This window comes from Devosia sp., from assembly GCF_028290645.1.
In the GTDB taxonomy this organism is placed as follows: Bacteria; Pseudomonadota; Alphaproteobacteria; order Rhizobiales; family Devosiaceae; genus Devosia_A.
This window is the reverse complement of the sequence record NZ_JAQGJL010000207.1, coordinates 1-23,222: the sequence shown is the minus strand read 5'-3', so window position 1 is coordinate 23,222 and position 23,222 is coordinate 1. Positions and strand designations below refer to the sequence as shown.

Here is a 23,222-nt window from a genome sequence, read left to right as displayed (position 1 = left end):
GGCTGCGTTAGACTGGCCTCGAACGCCTGTCGCGACCCCATGTCGGGGGCGTGAGCGGCTCCGGTGAGCCCCGCGATGGCGAAGGTTGCGAGCGCGATTCCCGCGCAGGCCTTGAGCGCCGCGAGCTCGGTACGAGCTCGGTGCACGGGGGTGGTCCGGTATGGGGCCATCAGAACGCTTTACTCACTCGTACGCAACAAGACGACGCGCTGGCAATTCAGTTAAACTGTGACGCAAATGCCAGCGGCGCTGATAATGCAGGTTTAGGGTTAGCCCTTGGTAAACAGGGGAAATTGGGCGCCCCAACGGGCGGAAACGGGCTGGCACACGGCGATATCGGGGCGAATTCGGACGGGGTCCATCACAGAACCCAGAGCGCGGCGCACGCCCACCTTGATCCAGCCATTCGAGCGTAGCTCTCATGGAAGCACTGTGGCTCCACACCCCTCTCTTTCGAAATCTAAGGCTTTGCCAAACGGCTAAGCCTAAGATTTCGCTTTCTCCCCGGCCAAGGGGGAGATGGGGCCGGTGGGTGGGGCCGCCTCCTCCACCATGCTGCGCATGGTCCCCTCCCCCGCTTTGCGGTTAGGATCGGCCGAGGCTACTGCGCTAGGGTCAGCCGGGCCACGGGCACCCGGTAGGGCGAGCAGCTGACATAGTCCACATCCAGTCTGGCGAAGAACCAGAGGGAGGCGGGGTCGCCGGCGTGTTCCCCGCAGATGCCGATCTTGAGGGTGGGATTGGCGCGCTTGCCGCGTTCGATAGCGATGGAGATCATTTCGCCGACGCCCTTCTGGTCGAGCGTGACGAAGGGGTCGAAATCGTAGAGGCCCTTGCGCTGGTAGGCCGAGAGGAAGGCGGGAGCGTCGTCGCGGGAGATGCCGTAGGTGGTCTGGGTCAGGTCGTTGGTGCCGAAGGAGAAGAAGTCGACGTGCTCGGCGATGTCCCCTGCCCTCAGCGCGGCGCGGGGCAGCTCGATCATGGTGCCGAAGGCGAAGCGCTCGCGGGCGGCAGGCGGGAGGCCCGCCTGTTCGACGATGGCGTAGGTCTGGCGCTTGATCTCGACCACTTCGCTGACGGTTGAGACGAAGGGCACCATCACCTCGAGGGTGACGGGCTCGGACTGGCGGGCGGAGGCGGCGCGGACGCCGGCGCAGAGGGCCTCGATCTGCATCTTCAAGATTTCGGGATAGGTGATGGCGAGGCGCACGCCGCGATGGCCGAGCATCGGGTTGGTCTCGGCGATGCGGTCGAGCCTCAGCTTCAGTGCGCGGACCTCGAGGCCGAGCGAGTGCGCGGTCTCCTCGATGTCCTCGTCGGTGCGTGGCAGGAACTCGTGCAGCGGCGGATCGAACAGGCGCACGGTCACCGGCAGGCCCTTCATGGCGAGGAAGATGGCCGAATAGTCCTCGGTCTGGAAGTCGACGAGGCCGGTCAACGCCTTGGCTCGGTCGTCGGCATCCTCGGAGAGGATCAGGCGGCGCAGCGCCACCATGCGCTCGCGCGAGAAGAACATGTGCTCGGAACGGGCGAGGCCGATGCCTTCGGCACCGAAGCTCAGCGCGGTGTTGACCGATTCCACCGTCTCGGCATTGGCGCGGACCTTTATGCGGCGCGAGGCGTCGGACCAGCCCAGCAGCTTGCCCATGGCGCCGCCGATATGCGGCTGGGCCAGCGGCAGGGCGCCGAGATAGACCGAGCCGTCGGTGCCGTCGATGGTGATGCGGTCGCCCTGGCGGAACTGGCGCTTGCCGATGCGGCAGGTCATTTCCGCCTGGTCGACGCTGAGGGTGCGGACGCCCGCGACGCAGGGTTTGCCGGTGATGCGGGCGACGACGGCGGCGTGGCTGGTCATGCCGCCGCGAGCGGTGAGGATGCCGGTGGCGGCCTTCATGCCCTCGATGTCGGTGGGGCCAGTCTCGGTGACGACGAGGATGCAGTGGCGGCCGCGGGCCTTCATGCGCGCCGCGTCCTCGGAGTTGAAGACGATGACGCCGCTGGCGGCGCCCGGTGAGACGCCAAGGCCGGTGGCGAGCACCGTGGCGCTTTCGGGCGAGCGGAGGCGCGGATGCAGCATCTGTTGCAGCCGCGAGGGATCGATGTGGGTGACGGCCTCGCGCTCGGTCCAGCGCTTGCGGGCGACGCGGTCGACCGCCGCCTCGAGCTCGGCGGCGGCGGAGGCGGGGGCGGCGCGCGCCGAGAGCAGGCGGACGGTGTCGCCTTCGACCGACACGAGGCAGCTCAGGTGCTGGCCGGCGGCGGCATCGAGCGCATCGACGAAGGCGGTGGCGGAGGCGGGCAACGGGCCGAAGGGCCAGCCGTTGATCGGCGCCGGGCCGAGGCTGCCGGTCTGCGCGTTGCGGGTGAGGAACTGGCGCACCTCGCCATCGGCCATGGCCTGGATGATGACGATCTGGCGCTCGGGGCGCGGATCGAACGTGGCGTAGGAGGCGAAGGCGTCGGCGATGGCCCTCGCCAGCGGTTTTTGCGGATCGACCGATTCGACCTCGCTCGCGGGCGGGCTGAGGCCCGGACGGGCTGGCATCAGGCCGGAGCTGTGCGTGGCGCTCGAGGTGCGCACCACCAGCGCCGGGGGGCGGCCGTCGCGCCCGACGAGGCGGAACAGCGTTGCGACCCAGTGAATGCGCAGACGATCGTCTTGGGCCTTGCGCTCTTCCTGCAGCGCATTCCAGGCAGCGCGGCTGATGACGATGGTGGGCGCGACGGCGAGGCCGGCATCGACGGCGCGGCTCAGCCACAGGGCCTTGCCCACCAGCAGGCCCTCCTGGCTCGCAGAAAGGTTCGCCTTGCCCGTGGCGGGCGCGATCGCGAACATTTCCAGAGCGAGGGTCACCGGGAGACCTTCCAACCAAACATCAACGAAACATATTGCCGTTCAGGCCGTTGCGCCGCAACCGATCACTTCGGACAGCCTTGCTGCACCCTGCCGCCGCGGCGCATGCACCTTGACTTGCCCCGGCATTGAAAGCATTTCCTGTTCGATGCAAACAAGGCCGCACCTCGACATCACGCTCTGTGCGCCGCGCGGATTCTGCGCCGGCGTCGATCGCGCCATCCAGATCGTCGAGCTGGCGCTCGAGCGCTACGGTGCGCCGGTCTATGTGCGGCACGCGATCGTGCACAATAAATACGTGGTCGACGGGCTGAAGCAGAAGGGCGCGGTGTTCGTCGAGGAGCTCGACGAAATCCCCGACACCGGGGCGCCGGTGGTGTTCTCGGCGCATGGCGTGCCTAAATCGGTGCCGGCGGGCGCCAAGGCGCGCAACATGTTCTTTCTCGATGCGACGTGCCCCTTGGTGAGCAAGGTGCATATCGAGGCCAACCGGCATCACGCGGAAGGCCGGGAGACCGTGCTGATCGGGCATGCCGGGCATGTCGAGGTGATCGGCACACTGGGGCAACTGCCCGATGGGGCGATCACGCTGATCGAGACGGTGGAACAGGCCGAGCGGTTCGTGCCGCGAGACGCGCAGAAGCTCGCCTATGTGACGCAGACGACGCTCAGCGTCGACGATACGTCGGCGATCGTCGAGGTGCTGCGCCGGCGCTTTCCGGCGATCGCGCTGCCGCACAAGGAAGACATCTGCTACGCCACGACCAACCGCCAGGAAGCGGTGAAGCGGGTGGCGCCGAATGTCGAGGCGATGATCGTCGTCGGGGCGCCGGAATCGTCGAACTCGGTGCGGCTGGTGGAAGTGGCGCAGCGCAATGGCTGCCCGAATGCCTCGCTGGTCGAGCGGGCCGACAAGATCGACTGGAGCCGGTTCGAGGGGATCCGGACGCTGGGGATCACCGCCGGAGCGTCGGCGCCCGAGAACCTCGTCGATGAGGTGATCGAGGCCTTTGCACAGCGCTTCGACATCGCGGTGAGCGCCAGCGGTGAGCAGCGCGAGAGCATCGTCTTCAACCTGCCGCGTGAATTGAGAGCCCAGCCAGCCGCATGACCGACCTGACCCTTCTCGAAACGGAGCGGCTGATCCTCTCCGGCTGGCGCGCCGAGCAGATCGACGATCTCTACCGGCTGCATGGCGACCCGACGGTGGCGCGCTACCTCACTGGGCACGGTCAGCCGTGGAGCAAGGCGGACATGGACAAGGCGCTCGCCCACTGGATCGCTCTGTTCGAGCGCCAGAAGATGGGCAAGCTGCGGGTGACGCGGAAGGCCGACGGGGTGCTGGTCGGCCGGTGCGGCTTCGGGATTTACGGGCCCGAAGAGATCCCGGAGATCGGTTACTCGCTCTATCCAGAATTTTGGGGCAACGGTTACGTCCTGGAGGCGGCCAGCGGGCTCAGGGACTGGTACTGGCGGGAGACCGACCGCGACTATTTCCTCGGCATGGCGGATGCGCGCAACGAGGCCTCGCTGAAGGTGCTGCGCAAGCTCGGCGGCGTGTACACCCACACCGGGGATAGCTACGACCACCCCGGTGTCGAGTTCTACCGCTACAACCGGCCGGTCGCGGCATGAGCGCGGTGATCGTCCATACCGACGGGGCCTGCTCGGGCAACCCCGGGCCGGGCGGCTGGGGCGCGGTGCTGCAATATGGCGATACGGTCAGGGAGCTGAAGGGCGGCGCGCCGCTCACCACCAACAACCAGATGGAACTGACGGCGGCGATCGAAGCGCTGAACGCGCTGAAGCGGCCGTGCGAGGTGGAGCTCCATACCGACAGCAACTACGTCAAGGACGGGCTGACCAAGTGGATCCACGGCTGGAAGAAGAACGGCTGGCGGACGGCCGACAAGAAGCCGGTGAAGAATGTCGAGCTGTGGCAGGCGCTGGATGCGGCGGTGGCGCGGCACAAGATCAACTGGCACTGGGTCAAAGGGCATGCCGGGGACGAGATGAACGAGCGGGCCGACCAGCTGGCCAATGAGGGCATGGAGCCGTTCAAGAAGAAGCGGAAGGTGGCGGGGCTGATGCCGCCGGTTTAAGGGGAGGGGCCAGAAGTTCCCGAGTTATAAGCATTTCGCGGTTTGCTAATAACTCGCGCTATTCCCGTTATTACCACTTTCGCGAAAATGCTATAACGCGACATGCGCCCGCTCCACGTCGCTGCTGCACTCGCGCTTCTCGCTACCCCTGCCCTGGCGCAGTTTCCGCCGCCGGGGGTTTATGCGTGCGTGGGGGAGGACGGGGCCTCGCTGGGGGAGCTGACGCTGTTCGTTGCGGGGGACTATTCGTTCAAGAATGCCGCCGGCAACAGCGCCAGCGGGCAGGTGGCGTCGGCGGCCAATGACGTGAACCCGCTGTCGGGGCCGCTCAAGGACATGGGGCTCGCGGGGGTGTTCGGCACCGACGATACGGGCAAGACCGTGTTCAGGTTCACCGGGCCGGACGGGCTGGCGGTGATGTGCGGCTGATCACACGGCACATCCAGTCGCGTCACCCGCGCAGTTCCGCCCCGCCACCCGCGGGGACTCATCTCACAGCCAACGTTGGAGAGGGCTTGGATCCCAGCTTTCGCTGGGATGACACCGAGTGAGGCGCGCTAGAGGTCCGCGCTACCGCCGGCGGTTTGTAGCCACGCCGCGCCGCATTCCTTGGCGAGATCGCGGATGCGCAGGATGTAGCTCTGGCGCTCGGTGACCGAGATGACGCCCCGGGCGTCGAGCAGGTTGAAGGTGTGCGAGGCTTTGACGACCTGCTCGTAGGCGGGGACGGCCATGGTCTGGCGGTTGCCGTCGGCGCCCTTCCTCAGGATGGCCCGGCACTCGTCCTCGGCGTCCTTGAAGTGGCGGAACAGCATGTCGGTGTCGGCGGCCTCGAAGTTGTATTTCGAGAATTCCTGCTCGTTCTGGAGGAAGATCTCGCCGTAGGTGACCTTATCCTCGCCGTCGCGGCCGTTGAAGTTCAGGTCGTAGACGTTCTCGACGCCCTGCACATACATGGCGAGGCGCTCGAGCCCGTAGGTGATCTCGCCCGGGACGGGCCTGGTCTCGAAGCCGGCGACCTGCTGGAAATAGGTGAACTGGCTGACTTCCATGCCGTCGCACCAGCACTCCCAGCCCAGGCCCCAGGCGCCCAGCGTGGGGCTCTCCCAGTCGTCCTCGACGAAGCGGATGTCGTGGAGGCTCGAATCGAGGCCGATCTCGGCCAGCGACTGCAGATAGAGCTCCTGAATGTTGTCGGGCGAGGGCTTCAGGATCACCTGGAACTGGTAATAGTGCTGCAGCCGGTTGGGGTTTTCGCCGTAGCGGCCATCCTTGGGGCGGCGCGAGGGCTGGACGTAGGCTGCCTTCCACGGCCTGGGGCCCAGCGCGCGGAGCGTCGTCGCGGTGTGGAAGGTGCCGGCGCCCATCTGCATGTCGTAGGGCTGCAGGATCACACAACCCTGCTCGGCCCAGAAGCGCTGCAGCGTCAGGATCAGGCCCTGGAATGAGTTCCGGGGGTCCATGTGGGCGGGGCGGTCGGTCATCGGCAGGCGGTTCCGGGTTGGAATTGCGGGCGGAACCTAGTTGGCGCGAAGAGACGGGTCAATTCCGCTCTGCAGCGCGATGCGCCTCGAGGGCGCCGCTCCCTTTGTGTTCACGACTCTAGCGGCCGTCATCCCCCGGCGGGCGGAACTTGCCGTCCTTGTCGCGCTCGAGCGTGATGACGTCGGGGCGCTGGCGTTCCTTGAGGTCGCGCTCGTGGCGGGCCTGGTCGACGGCCTTGAACTGGCCCTTCCAGTCGCGCCAGATGCGGCGGAGGCCGAGGAAGATGGCGCCGCCGATCAGGACGAGGATGACGATGCGGATGAGGATCGCCGTCATGGCCTCACAGACCCAGCCGCGCCCACACCGAGCGATCCGCGATGGTCGCCGCGATATCGCCGGAGAGCGCCGCGAAGCCCAAGCGCGGCAGGCTGAAGAGGCCGCGCCGGGGCGAGATGGGGACCAGCTCGACCTTGTCGCCGAAGCGGGCCCGAAGCACTTCGTGGAGATCGCCGAGGCTATCGACCAATCCCAGTTCCAGGCCTCTTACGCCGCTCCAGAACTCGCCGGTGAACAGCAGGTCGTCGTCGGCCTTCAGCCGCACGCCACGGCGCATCTTCACCCAGTCGATGAATACCTGGTGGATGTCGGTTTCCATGCGCTTGATCCGCTCGACATCCTCGGGCTTTTCGGGGAGGAAGGGATCGAGGGTGGACTTGTTTCGCCCCGAGGTGTGGACGCGGCGCTCGACGCCGGTCTTTTGCAGGGTCTCGACGAAGCCGAAGCCGGCGAAGATGACGCCGATGGAGCCGACGATCGAGGACGGATCGGCGATGATCTCGTCGCCGGCGGTAGCGATGAAATAGCCGCCGGAGGCCGCGGCGTCCTCGACGAAGACCAGCACGGGCTTGTTGTGCTCGTCGGCGAGGTCGCGGATGCGCTTGGAGATCAGGCGCGACTGGACCGCCGAGCCGCCGGGGGAATTGACGACGATGGCGACGGCGGGCGCCTGCCGGAAGCTGAAGGCGCGACTGAGGAGCGGCGCCACCGCCTCGATGTTCAGCCGCCCGGGGCGCTGGTCGGCGGCGATGACGCCGTGGAGGCGCACGATCGGTATGACCGGACCGCTCTGCCCCATCTTGCGCTTCATCCAGGACCGGAAACCCATGCGACGCCCTCGTTTTCGACGGGGCACATGTATGTGCCGCAGCCGGATTTTACCAGATGAGCCGAGCCGCTCCACGGAAGATCGCGTCGAACTCGGGGCGGAAGGCGCGGCCGGCAGGCTCGTGGAGGGGGCGCGCGGCGAGGAGGGCGAAGGGGGCGCGGGAGCCCTTGATGCCGCGCACCAGCACGCGGCTCGCCGCCTCGCCATCGCGCGGCAGCAACGGCAGGACGTTGACCGCGCCAAAGCGCTGGGAGACGGCGGCGAGAAGCAGCGGCAGCGCCTCGGCGACGTGGATGAAGATCACCTCGCCGCCGGGCGCGGCGTGGCTGGCGGCGGTCTTGACCCAGCGATCGAGCGCGGCGTCGTCCATGTGGCGGGCGCCGGAGCGGGTGCTGGAGGGCGCTGTGCCCCGGGCGGGATCGAAGAAGGGCGGGTTGGCGATAACGGAGGTGAAGTGATCGGCGGGGAGGCCGGCGGCGACACGCAGTTTTCCGGGCGCGGTCAGGTCGAGGGCCAGCACCCTGCTTCGTTCCGCCATGCCGTTGGCGTCGATGTTCAGGGCGGCGACGGCGACCAGCGCCGAATCGGCTTCGACGAGGGTTGCGCCGAGGTATGGCAGATCGGCCATGGCGACGAGCGCCGCGGTGCCGGCGCCGGCGCCGAGATCGAGCAGGCGCCGCGACTGCCGGTGCACGGCGGCGCCGAGCAGCACCGAGTCGAGACCAGCGCGAAACCCGTTCCCGGGTTGCGACACGGTGAGGCGACCGCCCAAAAAGGCATCGCGCGTCAGCGTTTGTTGTTTTACAAGATCGGTGGCTTCGTCTAGGGACATCGCACCATCGAGACGGTTCGCATGCGCCTGACTATAGGGCGCCGGGCGCGCAGCACAAACCGGGGATTTCATGGCGGTATCGGCGGCAGCGGCAAACGAGGCGACGACAAGCGCCGGCGCGCTGGACCGGCTGCTGGACGCCACCCGTCCGGGCATGGACCTGGTCAACGCCATGATCCTCGAGCGGGCCCGCTCGCATGTCGAACTGGTGCCGGAGGTGGCGCGGTATCTCATCGACGCGGGCGGCAAGCGGCTTAGGCCGATGCTGACCATTGCGGCCTCGATGCTGTTCGGGCGGGCCGATGGCAGCGAGGTGAATTTCGCCGCCGCGGTCGAGTTCATGCACAACGCGACGCTGCTCCACGACGACGTCGTTGACGAGAGCGAGATGCGGCGCGGGCGGGCGGCGGCGCGGATGATCTGGGGCAACCAGGCGAGCGTGCTGGTGGGCGATTTCCTGCTCGGCCAGGCGTTCATGATGATGGTCGACACCTCCAATGTCGAGGCGCTGCGGGTGATCTCGAAGGCCGCGACGATCATCGCCGAGGGCGAGGTGCTGCAGCTCGCAAAGACGCGGGACCTGACGACCAGCGCGGCCGAATATGACGAGGTGATCGGCGCCAAGACCGCGACGCTGTTCGAGGCGGCGACCGAGGTCGGCGCGATGGCGGGCGGGGCCAACGCCGCAGGGCGCGAGGCGCTGCGGCTCTATGGGCGCGAACTCGGCTTTGCGTTCCAGCTGGTCGACGACGTGCTCGACTATCGCGGCGAGAGCGGCGTGCTGGGCAAGAACACCGGCGACGACCTGCGCGAAGGCAAGATGACGCTGCCGGTGATCCTGGCGCTGCAGACGGCGACGCCGGCCGAGCGCGAGGTGTTGGTCGGGGCGCTGGGCAAGGTTGACGCCGGCGAGGCGCAACTCATGCAGGCGGTCGCGATCTTCAACCGGCACGACACGCTGGGGCGGACGATCGAGCAGGCGGGCGTGCACGCCCGGCGCGCCCGCGAGGCGCTGAAGCCGCTGCCGCCGAGCGAGATGAAGTCGCTGCTGGGCGAGATTGCGGAATTTACGGTGGCTCGGGCGTATTAGGCCCGTTCATAGTTCGACAGAGGCGCTGACGCCCTGACCCTTCTCCCCTCAGGGGAGAAGGTGGCGCGTAGCGCCGGTGAGTGGTGAAGCGTCTCCCCTCGCGCTTGCTGAACCGCTGAACCCCTCACCCCAGCCCTCAGGGGAGGGGCGCGGGCTGCAGCCGCCACCGGTTACCCAATGACCGGCGCTGCCGCCACCCAGTATTGCGGGTACTTCGCGCGCATTTCGTGGGCGGCCTGGTGGGCCTGGGTGGTGGAGCCGAAGAGGCCGAAGACGGTACCGCCGGAGCCGGACATGCGGGCGAGTGCGCAGCCGTCGAGCACGCGCATGTGGTGCAGCAGGTCGCCGATGGCGGGGACGAGGGCGATTGCCGGGGCTTCGAGGTCGTTGCGGGTTTCGGCTAGCCACAGGCCGAGCTGTGCGGGGCGGGTGAGCGGCTGCGGCAACGCCGGCATCGGCGGGTTGTCGCGCAGTTCTAGGCGGCGGAAGACGTCGGCGGTGACCACCGGGATCAGGGGGTTGACCAGCACCAGGTGGGTATCGGGGAAGCTCTGCAACGCGTGGACGATCTCGCCGACGCCGCGGACTTCGCAGGGCCGCGACATCAGGCAGGCGGGGACGTCGGCGCCGAGGGAGAGCGCCAGCGTGCGCAGTTCGGCGAGGCGGAACTCGCCTTCGCCGATCGCGGCGAGGAGGCGCAGCATGGCCGCGGCATCCGCCGAGCCGCCGCCGATACCGGCGGCGACCGGCAGGTTCTTGGTCAGCGCGATGTCAAGCCCGTCGGGCAGGCGATCGGGCCAGCGCTTGCGGAAGGCTTTCACCGCGCGCATGACCAGATTGGAGTCGCCGTTCCCGGCGGCCGCCGCAAAGGGGCCGGTGACGCGGAAGCGGTCGGCCTTGGCCGGACGGGCCGTCACCTCGTCGGCGACATCGACGAACACCACGAGGCTTTCGAGCTCGTGGTAGCCGTCAGGGCGCCGGCCGGTGATGTGCAGGGCGAGGTTGACCTTGGCGGGGGCCGCCTCGGTGTAGGCCGGCTGGAGGGCTGCCGCCATGCTACGGGGTGGGCGCGGCCTGGCCTTCCGCCACCGGGCCCGGATCGGGCGCGGGGCTCACCGCATCGAGGCCGTTGGCGAGCTTCTTGGCCACGCGGGCCTTCACGTTGCCTTCCTGGTCGACCGCCGCCGCGATGTTCCACTGGAACTTCGCCTCGAGCTTGCGGCCGGCGCGCCAGTAGGCATCGCCGAGGTGGTCGTTGATCTCGGGATCGGTCGAGCGGAGCTGCACGGCGAGCTCCAACTGCTGCACCGCCTCGTCGAAGCGGCCGAGCCGGAAATAGGCCCAGCCGAGGCTGTCGATGATGTAGCCGTCATTGGGAGAGGCAGCGACCGCCTTCTGGATCATGTCGAGCGCCGGGATCAGGTTGATGCCCTGGTCCACCCAGCTGTAGCCGAGATAGTTCAGCACCTGCGGCTGCTCGGGGTTGAGCTCCAGGGCGCGCTTGAAATCGGCCTCGGCCTTGTCCCAGTGCTTGTCGCGCTCGAAGGAAATGCCGCGCACGTAGTAGAAGCGCCAGTCGCCCGGGGCGTCGCCGCCGGCCACGCCCAGCGCCTTGGTGTAGGTGTCGGCCGCGTCGGCATATTTCTCCGCGGCGCGCTGCATGTCGCCCAGCACCGACAGGGCCTCGAGGTCCTTGGGGTTGGAGGTGACGATGTTGCCGAGCCGGCGCAGCGCCTCGTCGCGGTCGCCCATGGCATCGAGGTTTTCGGCGATGCGCACGACCGCCATCGGCTTCATCGGCGAATCGGCGGGCACTGCGTCGTAGACCGCATTGGCGGCGTCGTGCTGGTTGGCGCCATCGAGCAACTGGCCATAGACCAGGTCGATGACGTCCGCCTTGGGATCGAGGTACATGCCGAGCCGCAGGAACACTGCCGCGATGTCCGGGCTGCCCTCGCGCGCCAGCGCCACGCCCACCGAGTGGAACATTTCGGCGGCGCCCGACTGCACATCGGCGGCGAACACGCCAGGGCGCTGCTTCTGATCGATGCTGGCCTTCACCGCATCGACCAGCGGATGATCGAGGCCCTGGGCCTCGAAGGCGGCGATGACCTTTTCGGCCTCGTCGAACCGGCCGGCATTGCCCAGCATGCGGGTGTAGGCCTCGACGATGCGGGCGACGTTCGGGTCGGTTTCGTAGGCCTTGGCAGCGAAATCCAGTGCTTCCTTGCTCTTGCCCTCGACGTCGGCCATCAGCGCGCGGTGGAAGACGAGGAAGTCCTCGAGCCCGCCCTGGCCGATTCCATCCAGCACCTTGCTGGCTTCGTCTGCCTTGCCGTCGGCGACCAGCGCCCAGGCGCGGAGGATCCCGCCGGTGATGCCGGCAAAGGTGTCGCCGCCCACGTTTTCGAGTTCCTTGGCGGCGGCGGCGTAGCGGCGCTCCTTCACGTCCTCGGTGCCGATGATGAGGCTCGCGAGATCATTGGGGGCGCTCAGCTCAAGCAGGTGCTTGGCGGTGCGCGCTGCATCGCTGACCTGGCCGTTCGCGGCATAGGCGATGAAGCTGCGCTCGACGACGATCGGATTGTCCCAATCCTCTTGGGCGGCGGAGCGGAAATAGCGCGCCGCGTCCTCGGTCCTCAGGTCCGATAGTGCCTGCCGGCCGGCGAGATAGCTGCCGGTGACGCTCTGCTGCATCACCGGGAAGGTGCTCGACTCGAGCGCCGCGGCGCCACCAATGGTGAGACAAGCGGCAAGCAGAACGCCGGCGGCGAGACGGGCTTTATGGGTCACGAGGCTCGAAAACTCCGACAAGGTCAGCAAGGCGGCTGACTAGCCCAAGAAACATGGGCGATTTTGCGACTGCGCCGCAAGGGGCAGGCACAATGAAGTGAGGGGATTTGGGGCGGGCGCAACCTCTGCGCCGGTGCGGGGCGACCCCCACCCCTGTCCCCTCCCCCTAAGAAATGGGGAGGGAGACGCCAATTGATCCATCGGTGATTACCTTCTCCCCTTGTGGGAGAAGGTGGCCGACAGGCCGGATGAGGGGTCCGCGAAACGAAGTGTAGCGCGATCCGAGCGGAGCGAAGGAGCGACCGGACTCGCGGGGAGAACCCCTCATCCGCCCTTCGGGCACCTTCTCCCACAAGGGGAGAAGGCCGTCGCCGAGGGACAGGCGTTCAAAGCCCCGAATAGTTGGGGCCTGAGCCGCCTTCGGGGGGGACCCAGGTGATGTTCTGGGCGGGGTCCTTGATGTCGCAGGTCTTGCAGTGGACGCAGTTGGCGGGGTGGATGCGGAACACGGGGGCGCCGGATTCTTCCGCCACTTCGTAGACGCCGGCGGGGCAGTAGAGGGGGGCCGGTTCGCCATAGAGGGGCAGATTCTTGCGGATGGGGAGGTCCGGGTCGGCGAGCTTGAGGTGGATTGGTTGGTCCTCGTCGTGGCTGAGATTGGCGAGGTAGACCGAGGCGGCGCGATCGAAGGTCAACTGGCCGTCGGGGCGCGGGTAGGTGCGCGGGGTGACGGAGGAGATGGGTTTGAGGCGCTCGAAATCGGCGTGGCCGTGTCGGAGCGTGCCGAACGGGGAGAGGCGGAACAGGGCTTCGCACCACATGTCGAAGCCGCCGAGGAGGACGCCGGCATAGGTACCGAACCGGGTCCAGAACGGCTTGACGTTGCGCACCGGGCGCAGCTCGGCGCCGATACCGGTGGCGAGGACGGTGGCGTTGAGGCCTTCGAGGCTGTCGTGCGCCCTGCCCTCTTCGATCGCCGCGGCGACGCGGTCGGCGGTGGCCATGCCCGAGCGGATGGCGTTGTGGATGGCCTTGAGGGCGGGGACGTTCATGAAGCCGGCGGCGCAGCCGATCAGCGCGCCGCCGGGAAAGGCGAGGTCGGGGACCGACTGCAGGCCGCCCGAGGTCAGGGCGCGGGCGCCGTAGCTGAGGCGGCGGCCGCCGTGGAGCAGGCGGGCGATCGAGGGGTGGGTCTTGAAGCGCTGGAACTCGCCGAAGGGCGAGAGCGTCGGGTCCTCGTAGCTGAGGTGGACGACGAGGCCGAGATAGAGCCTGTTGCCGGTGGCGTGGTAGGCGAAGCCGCCGCCCGAGGTGGCGTTGTCGAGCGGGAAGCCGAGATAGTGATCGATGCGGCCGGGCTCGTGGCGGTCGGGGGCGAGCTCCCAGACTTCCTTGATGCCGAGGCCGTAGAGCTGGGGATCGTGGTTTTCGGCGAGGCCGAAATGGGTGATCAGGTGCTTCGCCAGTGAACCGCGGGCGCCTTCCCCGATGAGGGTGTACTTTGCCTTGAGGGCGATGCCGGCCGCGTAGGTGGGTTTTGGGTTGCCGGCATGGTCGACGCCCAGATCGCCGGTGATGATGCCTTCAACGCGGCCGCCTTCGCCGGTCAGGACGTCGACGGCGGCGGTCATCGGGAAGATGTCGACGCCGAGGTTCTGGGCCTGCTCGCCGAGCCATCTGACCAGGTCGCCGAGGCTGATGATGACCGCGCCGTCGGTCTTCATCTGTGGCGGGATCATCAGGCCGGGGAGCGGGATATCAGCCGCGGCGGTGAGGAAGTGGAAGGTGTCGCGGGTGACGGCGGGGCCCACGGGGGCGCCCATGTCGCGCCAGCCGGGGAGGAGCGCGTCGAGGCCGACCGGGTTCATCACCGCGCCGGAGATGATGTGGCCGCCGAGGTCCGCGGACTTTTCCACCACGGTGACCGAGAGATGTGGCGCCTGCTGCTTCAAACGGATGGCGGCGCTAAGGCCGGCGGGACCTGCGCCGACGATGACCACGTCGGTCTCGAGGATCTCGCGATTTCCGGCGTCGGCCAAGGTCACATCCATTCGAATATGGCGGGGGAAAGCGGGCTGTGACATAACAGAACCCATGTCCGAAAATCGACCGCTAAATAACGCCGAAGCCCGCGCGGCGCTCGACTGGTATCGCGCCGTGGGGGTGGATTTCGCCGTGGGCGAGGAGCCGGTGGATCGCTTCGCGGCTTCGGCTGCGCCATCGCGGGCCCGTCCGGCGCCGGTTGCCGAGGCGGCGGCGGCGAGGCCGGTGGCAGCGGCTCCCGCTCCGATCGCGATTTCACTGACCGCCGATCCGACCGAGACGACGGCGCTGGCCGCGGGCGCGAGGACGCTGGACGAACTGCGCGCGGTGATGGAGGCCTATGACGGGTGCCTGCTGAAGAAGCGGGCGACCCAACTGGTGTTTGCCGACGGCAATCCGGAGGCCGAGATCATGCTGGTGGGCGAAGGGCCGGGTGAGCAGGAGGATCTGCAGGGCAAGCCCTTTGTCGGCCGGGCCGGGCAGTTGCTGGACCGGATGCTGGGCTCGATCGGGCTCGATCGGAGCAAGGTGTATATCGCCAACATGGTGCCGTGGCGACCGCCGGGGAATCGGGATCCGACGCCGGAGGAGATGGCGCTCTGCACGCCGTTCCTCCTGCGGCAGGTGGAGCTGGTGGCGCCCAAGTTCCTGGTGACGCTGGGGAATGTGCCGACCAAGTCGCTATTCCGGACGGAGAACGGGATCACCCGGATGCGCGGACAATGGCGGGACCTGACGGTGGGCAGCCACACGATGCGGGCGCTGGCGACGCTGCATCCGGCGTATCTGCTCAGGACGCCGGCGTCGAAGGCGCTGGCGTGGCGGGATATGTTGAGCTTGAAGCAGGCGATCGAGGGGGAGCGGGCGTAGCTGCTGTGTCGCTCGTCGCTTCGCTTCGAGCGCGCTTCCCTTGGTTGCTGCCCCCTCATCCGGCCTTCGGCCACCTTCTCCCTCAAGGGAAGAAGGCGCTGACTGAGAGCGTTATGCCTGGCGCCTGAGGCTAATACCAAAGCACGACGCGGCTTTGCGGCTTTGACGGCGACTTAACGCTGTGCACAGAGAATAATCGCGGCGCTTGAATATCTTGCCTGAATTTGGTCCGAGTCCGCGGGCAAGCGCCTCAGGACCAGAAGAAACGCAGAAAGCGCCATGTCCTCCGCCCTCAAGATCTATGCCCTGTTCATCGGCTCGGCACTCCTGATGTTCGGAGGCGGGCTGCAGGGCCTGCTGATGTCGGTGCGCGGCGCCGAGGAGGGCTTCTCGCTGACGGCGCTGGGGCTGATCGGCACCGGGTGGTCGGTGGGGTTCGTTGCGGGCTCGATCACCGTCCCGATGCTGGTCAAACGGGTGGGGCATATCCGCGCCTATTCGATCATGGCGGCGATCGGCACCGTCACCATCCTCCTCAACCTCCTGTGGATACAGGATATCGGGTGGATCGTGCTGCGTGCAGCCTCAGGCTTCTGCTTTGCCGGGGCGGCGATGATCGTCGAGAGCTGGCTCAACGAGGTTGCCGACAACCGCAGCCGCGGCACGATCTTTTCGGTCTACACCACGATCAACATGGCGGCCTCGACCGTCGGGCAGCTGGCCATGGCGGCGACGGGCACCTTCGGCTACGTGCCGTTCGTCGTGGGCGCCATCAGCTTCATCTGCGCACTGCTGCCGAGCGCCCTGACCTCGACCCCACAGCCGCGGCCGATCTCGTCGGCGCGGCTCGATGTAGTGCTGCTCTACAAGACCTCGCCGCTGGCGGTGCTTGCGGCGTTTGCCTGCGGCATGGCCAACGGCACGTTCGGGACACTGGCGCCGGTCTATGGTTTCGAGCAGAAGCTTGATGCCTCGACGATCGCCTATCTGTTTGCGGTGACGGCGGTGGTCGGCGCGATGGCGCAGACGCCGTTCGGGCGGCTGTCGGATCGGATCGACAGGCGGCTGGTGATCGTCGGGCTCAGCGGCTTTTCGGCGGTGATCGGGCTCGTCACCGTGCTGCTCAATCCGAGCAGCGGGGCGCTGATGTTCGTGCTGTTCGGGCTCTATGGCTTCGGGGCGTACCCGCTTTATGCCATCGCCGTCGCCCACGCGAACGACTTCGCCAAGGAGGGTGAGTTCGGCCGGGTGGCCGGGGGCATGCTGCTGATCCTCGGCGTTGGGCTGGCCATCGGACCGATCATCGCCAGCTGGGTGATGAACGCCATTGCGCCGGTGGGGCTATTCATTGTCACGGCGACGTTCCACGGCGCGTTGGCGGTCACGGCGTTCCTGAGGATGCAGGTGCGGCCGGTGCGGGACGCCAAGGGGCGCGTGCGGTTCCGTGCCATGAGCGCCGAGAAGGGGGTTTCGCCGGGAACGGTGACGCTCGACCCGCGCGGCGACGAGACGCCGGGAGCGCGCGAGGCGCCGCCTGCCGCTACGGCCGCTGCCCCGCCGGGTGAAGCCGAGATCCTGGTGCCCGATCCGATCGAACCGGTGGTGCTTGCGCCCGATCATCCCAAGCACGATGCTCCGGACGACGCGACCATCTCGGACAAGCCGAAGCCGGAGTAGTCAAATGTTCAAGAGCGAACTCGACCAGAACAAGCCCTTCACGCCGCTGTCGATCGCGGTGCTCGCGGTTTCCGATACGCGCACGCTCGAGACCGATACGGGCGGCGCGCTGCTCAAATCGCTGATGGAGGGCGACGGGCACACCTGCCACGAGCGGGCGGTGGTGCGCGACGACATCCACCAGATCCGGGCCAAGGTGATGGACTGGGTGATGAACCCGGCGGTGGATGCGATCATCACCACTGGCGGGACGGGCTTTTCGGGACGCGACGTGACGCCGGAGGCGCTGGAGCCGCTGTTCCAGAAGCGGATGGAGGGATTCTCGGTGCTGTTCCACCAGTATTCGGCGACCACGGTGGGCGCTTCGAGCCTGCAATCGCGGGCGACAGGCGGGCTGATCGGCACGACGTTCGTGTTCGTGCTGCCGGGTTCGCGCGGCGCCTGCCGCGATGCCTGGGAGGGGATTTTGCGCGCGCAACTCGATAACCGGCACCAGCCGTGCAACTTCGTCGAACTGATGCCGCGGCTCAACGAGCGGTAGGAACGGCTCCGAGGGATGGGCGTTCTCCCGGCGAAAGGAGAGCGCCGATGATCCGCAAGCTCAAGTCCGGCGAGTACCGGCTGTACTCGAAAAAGACCGACCCCAAGACCGGCAAGCGCCGGAACCTCGGCACCTTCGACAGTCGCGAGGCGGCCGAGAAGCACGAACGCGACGTGCAGTATTTCAAGCGGCACTGACATTTGGCCGGCGGCGCGGGAAACTTCGGCATGCCCAACAAGGACCAGAAAATCACCATCGCGCTGACGCGCAAGCAGGCGGCGCCCAGGAACGTCGCCGCCAAGGCGCTGCGCGAGGGGCAGTTCCAGCCCAAGGTCGAGGACGATCCCAAGGGGTACAAGCGGAAGAAGAAGCACAAGCAGGATCCTCGGCTGGACATTGAAGACGCCAACGACCCGGAGTAACCTATTTTCGGTTCATTGACGTAATTCACTGGATTTCAGTTGATCTGCTCCTGCGCTGCCTGGTCGAGGCAGCTCCCGAAACACGTTCATTTCCGGTTCAGTCGCAGCAATTCAGTTGAAGGGCCCTGCCCGGGGTGCCACGTTGCGTCCCTCAGGGCGTTACACGCGGGAGGGCTCCATGACTGGGCTGATCATTCTGGCGATTGTCGTCGCCGCCGTCGGCTATGCGATCTTCGTCTACAACGACCTGGTGTCGAAGCGGCAGCTCAAGGAAGAGGGCTGGTCGGGCATCGATGTGCAGCTGAAGCGCCGCACCGACCTGATCCCCAACCTGCTCGAGACGGTGAAGGGCTATATGGGCCATGAGCGCGAGACGCTCGAGGCGGTGACCCAGGCCCGCGCCGCCGCGACGGCGGGCGCCAATGCCGGCCCGGGCGAGCGGAGTGCGCTGGAGGGCGCGCTTTCGGGCGCGCTGGGGAAGCTGCTGGCGATCGCCGAGGCCTATCCGGACCTGAAGGCCAACACGACTTTCCTCGAATTCCAAAGCGCGCTGCAGAATGTGGAAGACGAGATCCAGCTGGCGCGGCGGTACTATAACGGCGCGGTGCGCAACCTGAACACCGCTGTGGAGAGCTTTCCGTCTAACGTCGTGGCCAATGCGTTTCGGTTCGAGAAGGCGGAGTATTTCGAACTGGAGAACGAGGCGGACCGGGCGGTGCCGGCGGTGAAGTTCTAGGCCGGTTCATGGAGAAGCCGGTGGCTCTGGACCCCCACCCCTGTTCCCTCCCCCTAAACATGGCGAGGGAGACCATGGAGCCGCGTGCTCCGGAGCAGAGGTCGTCGCAGGCGAACGAGAGGGTCTCCTTCCCCAATAGGGGGAGGGGACAGGGGTGGGGGTCCACAGCCACTACCCTATCGGCATTCGCTCTTCTCCTCTTTGCGCTCTTCGCCCTGCCCGCTTCCGCTCGCGAGGCCATCACCTCGTTCGCTTCGGCGGTGACCCTCAACACGGATGGCTCGGTGGATGTGGTCGAGATCATCGAGGTCAATGCCGAGGGCAACGGGATCCGGCGCGGCATCTATCGCGATATTCCGCTGATCCTGATCAATCCGGACAAGTCGCGGCTGCGCTCGTCGCTGGTGGTGCGGAGCGTGATGCGCGACGGACGCAGCGAGCCCTATTCGCTCGAAAATATCGGGGCGGGGTTCAAGCGTATCCGCATCGGGGATGCCGACGTACTGCTGAGTTCTGGCCAGCACAGCTATACCATCCGCTGCACCATGACCCGGATGGGCCGCGTGTTCGCGGATCACGACGAGCTGTTCTGGAACGCCACCGGCAATTACTGGAATTTCCCGATCGAGAAGGCGGTGGCTTCGATCACCCTGCCCAGGGGCGCGGTGATCGGGAAGCTGGTGGGGTACACGGGCGTTCCGGGCTCCACCGAGCAGGATATCACCATCACGCGGACGTCCGACAATACGGCGACCGTCCGGGCGACGCGGCCGCTCGCTTCGGGCGAAGGCTTAAGCGTCGCGGCGTCGTTCCAGAAGGGAGTGCTCGTCGAGCCGCAGGGCTTCGACCGGGCGCTCAACTGGCTGAGCGACCACCGCGACATCGTGGTGCCGGGCATCGCGGTGGGGCTGGTGCTGCTCTACTATTTCCTCGCCTGGAGCTCGGTGGGGCGGGACCCGAAGCGGGGCACGATCATTCCGCTGTTCCATCCGCCGAAGGGCTTTTCACCGGCGCTCGCCGAATATGTCGACGGGATGGGCTGGGCGAAGGGGGGCTGGACGGCGTTCACCGCCTCGATCTTCGACCTGGGCGTCAAGGGGCTGGTGAAGATCGACAATCCGGGCAAGACGCTGAAGGTCACGGTGACCGGGAAGGCGACGCCTACGGACCTGCCGGCGGGTGAGCGCACGATCTACAACTATCTCGCGTCGCAGGGGAGCGTGACGGTGGATACGACCACCGGACCCAAGCTGAACGAGACCCGCGCCGAGTTCATGAAGACGATCGAGGCGGAGAACCGGACGGCCTATTTCAACAACAACACCGGCTATGTGGTGCTTGGAGTGGCGCTGTCGGCGGCGATCCTCTTCGCCATGGTGCTGTTCGACCTGATCGATCCCGTGACGCTGGTGTTCGCGGCGGTGGGCGCGGTGTTCCTCGGGGTATTGTCGGGTATCCTCAGGGGAATCTGGGCGGCTCCGGCCTTTGGCAAGGTGGTGCTCGTCATCTTCGCCGTGATTTTCGGCGGCAACCTGATCGGCGCCGCTACCAGCCTCCTCAGCGATATCCAGCTCGACGTGCCGCTGATCGCGGCGGCCTCGATCATCTTCATCAACGTGGTGTTTGCGGTGCTGATGCGGGCGCCGACCGTGCAGGGCCGCAAGGTCATGGACGAGATCGACGGCTTCAAGATGTACATGGATACGGCCGAGAAGAACCGGCTCAACATCAGCGGCGAGCCGCCGATGACGGTGGAGCGGTTCGAGCGGATATTGCCCTATGCCATCGCGCTCGGGGTGGAGAAGCCGTGGTCGCAGCACTTCGAGGGCGAGCTCAGCCGTAACGCCGTGGCCGGTGCGAGCAGCCGCTATTCGCCGGGCTTCTATTCGGGCCGCAACTGGTCGACGAGTTCGGGCGGGTTCTCGAACACGGTGTCGTCGGTGGCGAGCGGGATGAGCGCGGCGATGGTCGCGGCGCAGCCGAGTTCGTCGTCGGGCTCGGGATTTTCGGGCGGCGGCGGGGGTGGTGGTTCGGGCGGGGGCGGAGGTGGTGGCGGCGGGGGTGGGTGGTAGCCGTTGTGCTTCCACGGCTCCGGTGTAATCGAGGGTGAGGGACGGCAAGCGCCGGCCAACCCCGCAATGGACAATCCCCCCTCTGCTTGCTAGGCAAACCGCGCTTTCAACGCCCGGTATCGAAATGCCCGAACTTCTCGTCGAACTGTTCTCGGAAGAAATTCCTGCGCGGATGCAGCGCAAGGCTGCCGAGGATCTGAAGAAGGCCGTGACGAATGCGCTGGTCGATGCCGGCCTCGTCTACGAGGGCGCCAAGGCGTTCGTGACGCCGCGGCGGCTGGCGCTGACGGTGAGCGGGCTGCCGGCGCGTTCGCCGGATACGCGGGAGGAGAAGAAGGGGCCGCGCGTCGGCTCGCCGCAGCAGGCGATCGACGGGTTCTTGAAGTCAGCAGGGCTGACGTCGATCGAGCAGGCCAAGATCGAGAGCGACCCCAAGAAGGGCGAGTTCTACGTGGCGCAGATCGAGAAGAAGGGCGCCGAGGCAACCGAGATTCTTGCGACGCTGCTGCCCAAGGTGATCACCGGGTTCGAGTGGCCGAAATCCATGCAGTGGGGTAACGGCGGGCTCAGCTGGGTGCGGCCGCTGCGCGCCATCACCGCGACCTTCGGCGCCGAGAACGAGGAGCCGGAGGTCATCGCGTTCAAATCCAACACGGTGACGAGCGGCCAGACCACCTATGGCCACCGGTTCCTCGCGCCGCAGGCGATCCGGGTGCGGCGGTTCGACGATTATGTGCAGGCGCTGGAGTGGGCCAAGGTGGTGCTCGATATCGACCGGCGGAAGGAAATCATCCGGGCCGATGCCGATAGCCTGGCGTTCGCGCAGGGGCTGACGGTGATCCACGACGAGGGGCTGCTCGAGGAGGTCGCGGGGCTGGTCGAGTGGCCGGTGGTGATGATGGGGTCGTTCGACCCGGCTTTCCTCGAAGTGCCCGAGGAAGTGATTATCGCGACGATCCGCGCCAACCAGAAATGCTTCTGCCTCCGCGACAGTTCGGGGAAGCTGGCGCCGTTCTTCATCATCACCTCGAACCAGGTGGCCGAGGACGGCGGCAAGACCATTACCGCGGGCAATGAGCGGGTGATCCGGGCGCGGCTGTCGGATGCGCGGTTCTTCTACAACCAGGACCTGGCGCTGCCGCTCGAGCATGGGCTGCCCAAGCTCGAGGAGAGCGTGTTCCACGCCAAGCTCGGCACGCAATTCCAGCGCGTCGAGCGGCTGGTGAAGCTGGCGGGCGAAATCGCGCCGCTGGTGGGGGCCGATGTGGGGCAGGCGAAGCGCGCGGCGATGCTGGCCAAGGCCGACCTCGTCACCGGCATGGTGGGGGAGTTCCCGGAGCTGCAGGGCATCATGGGCCGCTACTATGCGCTGGCGCAGGGCGAACCGGCGGCGATCGCCAATGCCATTGCCGACCACTACAAGCCGCTGGGGCCGACCGACCTGGTGCCGGGCGAGCCGGTGGCGATTGCCGTGGCGCTGGCGGACAAGCTGGATGTGCTGACCGGGTTCTGGGCGATCGACGAGAAGCCGACGGGGTCGCGCGATCCCTATGCGCTGCGGCGGGCGGCGCTGGGGGTGATCCGGATCGTCGTGGACAACCGGCTGCCGTTTCCGCTCCGGGTCGAGCCAGACCTCCTCAGCTTCTTCCATGACCGGCTGAAGGTTACGCTGCGCGATGCGGGGGCACGGCACGACCTGGTCGATGCGGTGATCACGCCAGGCAGCAACGACATGCTGGAGATCACGCAGCGGGTCGAGGCGCTGTCGGCGCTATTGGGTTCGGAGGACGGCAAGAACCTGCTCGCCGGGTATCGGCGCGCGGCGAATATTCTCGCGATGGAAGAGAAGAAGGACGGCCGGAAGTTCGATGCTCCAGTGGTGGAGGAGCAGTTGGAGCTCGACGAGGAAATCGCGCTGGCCGACGCCATCATGAAGGCCGATGCAAGCGTCGCCGCCCGGGTGGCCGGCAATGACTACGAGGGCGCGATTGCAGCGCTGGCGACGTTGCGGCAGTCGGTGGATGCGTTCTTCGAGGCGGTGCTGGTGAATGATCCGGATCCGGCGGTGCGGGCGAACCGGCTGAATTTGCTGGCGAAGCTGCGTGATACGATGCGGCTGGTGGCGGATTTTTCGAGGGTTGCGGGGTAGGCCGAGGGGCCCTCCGCTCGTCGGTACGGCACGTAACCCGAGCCCCCTCAGAAATATTCTTCCCCCCACTTATCCCCGCGCTCTCCACCCGTCGTATTCTCCCCCCATCCGCTGCACCTGAAGCGAGGTCATGACGAGTGGTTGGTGCAGCTGAGACCGGGTGGGGTGGTAGTCGTATCACCCCAGGCGGAAACCATGACGGTTGCCCCAGGTAGCGCGGGGAAGCCGCTATGCACGCGGGGTGGGGTCTTGCCGATCCCACCAAGGAGCGAAAGCTGCCGGGCAAGGGCAGCGGGTGGCGGCGGGCGGGCCGGACCCCTTTGGGTCGCCGACGACCAAAGCCCTTCGCTCTCGCGATGCGGCACGGATGCTCCCGAACCCTCCATGGCAT

General features: G+C 67.1%; 21 protein-coding genes. 13 read left to right on the top strand and 8 right to left on the bottom strand.

The window, feature by feature from the left end; all coding sequences use genetic code 11:
• Nucleotides 1–601: 601 nt before the first annotated feature.
• On the bottom strand, nt 602–2,854 hold the full coding sequence (locus tag JWQ89_RS11890; RefSeq protein WP_299641260.1) for a putative PEP-binding protein: 2,253 nt from the start codon (nt 2,852–2,854) through the stop codon (nt 602–604).
• 148 nt (nt 2,855–3,002) lie between these two features.
• On the opposite strand from JWQ89_RS11890, the gene ispH reads away from it, so the two are divergent.
• The 4 genes from ispH (at nt 3,003) to JWQ89_RS11870 (ending at nt 5,385) form a co-directional block, all read left to right on the top strand.
• A complete protein-coding gene (ispH, locus tag JWQ89_RS11885; RefSeq protein WP_299641258.1) occupies nt 3,003–3,965 on the top strand; it encodes a 4-hydroxy-3-methylbut-2-enyl diphosphate reductase in 963 nt (320 codons plus the stop codon).
• A complete protein-coding gene (locus JWQ89_RS11880; RefSeq protein WP_299641256.1) occupies nt 3,962–4,489 on the top strand; it encodes a GNAT family N-acetyltransferase in 528 nt (175 codons plus the stop codon). The genes ispH and JWQ89_RS11880 overlap by 4 nt, the downstream gene beginning before the upstream one ends.
• Nucleotides 4,486–4,956 (top strand): ribonuclease HI, encoded by a 471-nt coding sequence (gene rnhA, locus JWQ89_RS11875; protein ID WP_299641254.1) that lies wholly within the window; start codon nt 4,486–4,488, stop codon nt 4,954–4,956. Before JWQ89_RS11880 ends, rnhA begins: the two co-directional genes overlap by 4 nt.
• Nucleotides 4,957–5,058: 102 nt before the next feature.
• The gene (locus JWQ89_RS11870) at nt 5,059–5,385 is read left to right on the top strand and encodes a hypothetical protein (RefSeq protein ID WP_299641252.1); all 327 of its coding nucleotides are present in this window, start codon (nt 5,059–5,061) and stop codon (nt 5,383–5,385) included.
• Nucleotides 5,386–5,513: 128 nt separating this feature from the next.
• On the opposite strand, the gene JWQ89_RS11865 is transcribed toward JWQ89_RS11870, so the two are convergent.
• The 4 genes from JWQ89_RS11865 to JWQ89_RS11850 form a co-directional block, all read right to left on the bottom strand.
• Entirely contained in the window at nt 5,514–6,440 is a 927-nt protein-coding gene (locus JWQ89_RS11865) for a glycine--tRNA ligase subunit alpha (RefSeq protein WP_299641250.1), read from the bottom strand.
• A 118-nt stretch (nt 6,441–6,558) separates the two neighbouring features.
• Nucleotides 6,559–6,777 (bottom strand): hypothetical protein, encoded by a 219-nt coding sequence (locus tag JWQ89_RS11860; protein ID WP_299641248.1) that lies wholly within the window; start codon nt 6,775–6,777, stop codon nt 6,559–6,561.
• Between the two features lie 4 nt (nt 6,778–6,781).
• Nucleotides 6,782–7,606, bottom strand: a complete 825-nt coding sequence (locus JWQ89_RS11855; RefSeq protein WP_299641246.1) for a S49 family peptidase — start codon at nt 7,604–7,606, stop codon at nt 6,782–6,784.
• Between the two features lie 49 nt (nt 7,607–7,655).
• A complete protein-coding gene (locus tag JWQ89_RS11850) occupies nt 7,656–8,438 on the bottom strand; it encodes a methyltransferase (protein ID WP_299641244.1) in 783 nt (260 codons plus the stop codon).
• 70 nt (nt 8,439–8,508) lie between these two features.
• Here JWQ89_RS11850 and JWQ89_RS11845 point away from each other — a divergent pair, with 70 nt between their 5' ends.
• The gene (locus tag JWQ89_RS11845; protein ID WP_299641241.1) at nt 8,509–9,528 is read left to right on the top strand and encodes a polyprenyl synthetase family protein; all 1,020 of its coding nucleotides are present in this window, start codon (nt 8,509–8,511) and stop codon (nt 9,526–9,528) included.
• A gap of 170 nt (nt 9,529–9,698) precedes the next feature.
• Here the strand turns inward: JWQ89_RS11845 and JWQ89_RS11840 are convergent, their stop codons facing one another.
• The 3 genes from JWQ89_RS11840 to JWQ89_RS11830 all read right to left on the bottom strand — a co-directional run bounded on the left by JWQ89_RS11840 (nt 9,699) and on the right by JWQ89_RS11830 (nt 14,366).
• Nucleotides 9,699–10,583 carry a 4-(cytidine 5'-diphospho)-2-C-methyl-D-erythritol kinase gene (locus JWQ89_RS11840; RefSeq protein WP_299641238.1) on the bottom strand — a complete coding sequence of 295 codons (885 nt, stop codon included), beginning with the start codon at nt 10,581–10,583 and terminating at the stop codon, nt 9,699–9,701.
• Nucleotide 10,584: 1 nt separating this feature from the next.
• Nucleotides 10,585–12,321: a tetratricopeptide repeat protein gene (locus JWQ89_RS11835; RefSeq protein ID WP_299641236.1), complete on the bottom strand. Its 1,737-nt coding sequence runs from the start codon at nt 12,319–12,321 to the stop codon at nt 10,585–10,587.
• 386 nt (nt 12,322–12,707) lie between these two features.
• Nucleotides 12,708–14,366: an electron transfer flavoprotein-ubiquinone oxidoreductase gene (locus JWQ89_RS11830; RefSeq protein WP_366144001.1), complete on the bottom strand. Its 1,659-nt coding sequence runs from the start codon at nt 14,364–14,366 to the stop codon at nt 12,708–12,710.
• A gap of 49 nt (nt 14,367–14,415) precedes the next feature.
• Here JWQ89_RS11830 and JWQ89_RS11825 point away from each other — a divergent pair, with 49 nt between their 5' ends.
• The 8 genes from JWQ89_RS11825 to glyS all read left to right on the top strand — a co-directional run bounded on the left by JWQ89_RS11825 (nt 14,416) and on the right by glyS (nt 22,831).
• The gene (locus JWQ89_RS11825) at nt 14,416–15,234 is read left to right on the top strand and encodes a uracil-DNA glycosylase (RefSeq protein ID WP_299641232.1); all 819 of its coding nucleotides are present in this window, start codon (nt 14,416–14,418) and stop codon (nt 15,232–15,234) included.
• 279 nt (nt 15,235–15,513) lie between these two features.
• Nucleotides 15,514–16,911: an MFS transporter gene (locus tag JWQ89_RS11820; RefSeq protein ID WP_299641231.1), complete on the top strand. Its 1,398-nt coding sequence runs from the start codon at nt 15,514–15,516 to the stop codon at nt 16,909–16,911.
• 4 nt (nt 16,912–16,915) lie between these two features.
• Nucleotides 16,916–17,452, top strand: a complete 537-nt coding sequence (gene moaB, locus JWQ89_RS11815; protein WP_299641229.1) for a molybdenum cofactor biosynthesis protein B — start codon at nt 16,916–16,918, stop codon at nt 17,450–17,452.
• 47 nt (nt 17,453–17,499) lie between these two features.
• Nucleotides 17,500–17,649, top strand: a complete 150-nt coding sequence (locus JWQ89_RS11810; protein WP_299641227.1) for a hypothetical protein — start codon at nt 17,500–17,502, stop codon at nt 17,647–17,649.
• Nucleotides 17,650–17,679: 30 nt separating this feature from the next.
• The gene (locus JWQ89_RS11805) at nt 17,680–17,874 is read left to right on the top strand and encodes a hypothetical protein (protein ID WP_299641225.1); all 195 of its coding nucleotides are present in this window, start codon (nt 17,680–17,682) and stop codon (nt 17,872–17,874) included.
• A 178-nt stretch (nt 17,875–18,052) separates the two neighbouring features.
• Complete coding sequence (locus JWQ89_RS11800; RefSeq protein WP_299641224.1) at nt 18,053–18,610, top strand: LemA family protein; 558 nt, start codon at nt 18,053–18,055, stop codon at nt 18,608–18,610.
• An 8-nt stretch (nt 18,611–18,618) separates the two neighbouring features.
• Nucleotides 18,619–20,682, top strand: a complete 2,064-nt coding sequence (locus JWQ89_RS11795) for a DUF2207 domain-containing protein (RefSeq protein WP_366144000.1) — start codon at nt 18,619–18,621, stop codon at nt 20,680–20,682.
• Between the two features lie 124 nt (nt 20,683–20,806).
• Nucleotides 20,807–22,831, top strand: a complete 2,025-nt coding sequence (glyS, locus tag JWQ89_RS11790) for a glycine--tRNA ligase subunit beta (protein WP_299641219.1) — start codon at nt 20,807–20,809, stop codon at nt 22,829–22,831.
• Nucleotides 22,832–23,222 lie beyond the last annotated feature (391 nt).